2 protein-coding genes are annotated in these 2,449 nt (G+C 42.1%); one reads left to right on the forward strand and one right to left on the reverse strand.

The features are described from left to right. Window positions 1–116 precede the first annotated feature (116 nt). Complete coding sequence (gene purN / locus VE944_RS16450) at window positions 117–788, forward strand: phosphoribosylglycinamide formyltransferase (RefSeq protein WP_324978814.1); 672 nt, start codon at window positions 117–119, stop codon at window positions 786–788. Window positions 789–855: 67 nt separating this feature from the next. Here the strand turns inward: purN and VE944_RS16455 are convergent. Next, window positions 856–2,449 (reverse strand): GAF domain-containing protein (locus VE944_RS16455; RefSeq protein ID WP_324978817.1); only part of this gene is annotated, 1,594 nt, incomplete at its 5' end.

The following is a 2,449-nucleotide window of genomic DNA, read 5'->3' on the forward strand; positions in this document are numbered from 1 at the left end:
ATCGTGGATGAAATTTTACCTATTTATGTGAGAAAAATCCAAGCAGCTACTGTATCATTATCCAACTACGATTTAGTATATTTTTTTGGCATCTATAATTTTTCTTCTTAGCTGTTATGACCTTCCGCCCTGATTCTACCCTTAGCTTAGTTTCTCCTAGTATTAGCGATGTTTGCCAACAAGTCGCCCCTTTAAAACTGGGAATTATGGCTTCTGGGAATGGCAGCAATTTTGATGTAGTTGCTCAAGCTATCCAAGATGGGCAGCTAAATGCCCAAATTCAAGTTTTAATTTACAATAACCCCTCGGCGAAAGCAGCCGTAAGAGCAGCTAATCGAGGTGTAGAAGCTGTTTTATTGAATCACCGCAACTATAAAAGCAGAGAAGAATTCGATGATAAAATTGTGCAGACATTGCACCACTACGATGTGGAATGGGTGATTTTGGCAGGTTGGATGCGATTGTTAACGTCAGTTTTCATCGATGCCTTTCCTGATAAAATTATCAATATCCATCCTAGTTTGTTACCTAGTTTTAAGGGAATCCATGCTGTAGAACAAGCCTTAGCATCTGGGGTAAAAATCACTGGTTGTACAGCGCATATAGCTTATTTAGAAATGGACAGTGGCCCAATATTGATGCAAGCCGCAGTACCAGTATTGCCGGATGATACAGCAGAAACACTCCACGCCAGGATTCAAATTCAGGAACATCGAATTTTACCATTAGCGATCGCTCTAGCAGCTTCTTCGTCAAAAACTACACTAAGCGTAACGTCACTTACCTAAACTGGATTTAGATACCCGACTTCTTCAAGAAGTCGGGTATCTGGGCGGCAACATCAACATTACAAAGCTATTCACCAGAATTCGCTTCAGTAGCTTGATACGCTTGTAGGAGCCTAGCATGATCGAGAGTAAATCCTACTTGCATGGCTATTTGGGCAAATAAATCAATCTCAGGCTGTTGCCAATCACGGGGGCCAGAACACTGATGTGCAACTAACAAACCAAATAGCTGGTCATCTTTGATAATAGGTGCTACTAAATTTGCTTTCACGCCAAAGGATTCGAGCAGGTTAATGTGACAATCAGCCAAACCGTCCTCGTAAATGTTGTTTGTTGCTACAACACGACCAGCCTGGTACTTTTCTATATAGTTTTCAGTGAAACAAGGGTCGTAAATTTTAGACCGCAAAACTTTGGGATAACCTGGAACTACTGATTCAGCAATTATAATTCCGAACCAATTAGCGTAAAAGCTATAAACCAATACTCGGTCAACACTCAGTCCTTTGCGAACCTCTTCCACAGCAGTTTTGATGACATCCTCTTCTTTGAGCGATTGGCGGATGCTGCGGGTAATATCCACCAGTAACTGACTTCGCCTACTTTCAGCTTCGATTCGTTGCAAAAGTCTTGCATGGTCGAGAGCAAATCCCACTTGCATCGCTATTTGGCCAAATAAATCAATCTCAGATTGTTGCCAATCACGAGGTTTAGAACACTGATGTGCAATTAATAAACCAAATAGCTGTTCATCTTTAAGAATGGGGGCTACCAAATTTGCTTTGACAGCAAAGGATTCGAGTAAGTTAATCTGATAATCAGCTAAACCAGCTTCGTAAATGTTGTTTATTGCTAAAACGCGACCAGACTGATAATCTTCTACATAGCCTTGACCAAAATATAGGTCTTGGATTTCAGATCGCAGAACTTTTGGATAGGTGAGAACAACTGATTCGGCAATCACAGTTCCAGAGTAATTAGCATTAAAGCTATAAACCATCACTCGGTCAGTACTCAGTACTTTACGAACCTCTTCTACAGTGGTTTTCAGGACATCCTCTTCGTTGAGCGATTGGCGAATGCTGCCGATAGTATCCGCCAGCAATTGACTTTGCACATTCTCAGCCTCGATTCGTTGCACGAGTCTGGCATGGTCGAGAGCAAATCCCACTTCCATCGCTATTTGGGCACATAAATCAATCTCAGACTGTTGCCAATCACGGGGTCTAGAGCATTGATGTGCAACTAATAAGCCAAAGAGCTGTTCATCTTTGAGAATGGGTGCGACCAAATTTGCTTTCACACCAAAGGATTCGAGCAGGTTAATATGACAATCACGAAAACCAGCTTCATAAATGTTATTCGTGGCTTGAACGCGACCAGACTGATACTTTTCTACATAGTCCTGAGCGAAACATGGGTCTTGCACTTCAGACCGCAAAACTTTGGGATAGCCTGGAACTACTGATTCTGCAATCACTGTTCCAGACCAATCAGCGCTAAAGCTATAAACTAGCACTCGGTCACTACTCAGTGCTTTACGAACCTCTTCCACGGTGGTTTTAATGACATCCTCTTCGTTAAGCGATTGGCGAATGCTGCGGGTAATTTCTACAAATACCTGAGCTGTATCCGCCTTCGTATCAACCTGTTCTAGAAGT

This window comes from Nostoc sp. (assembly GCF_035638895.1).
Classification (GTDB): domain Bacteria; phylum Cyanobacteriota; class Cyanobacteriia; order Cyanobacteriales; family Nostocaceae; genus Nostoc.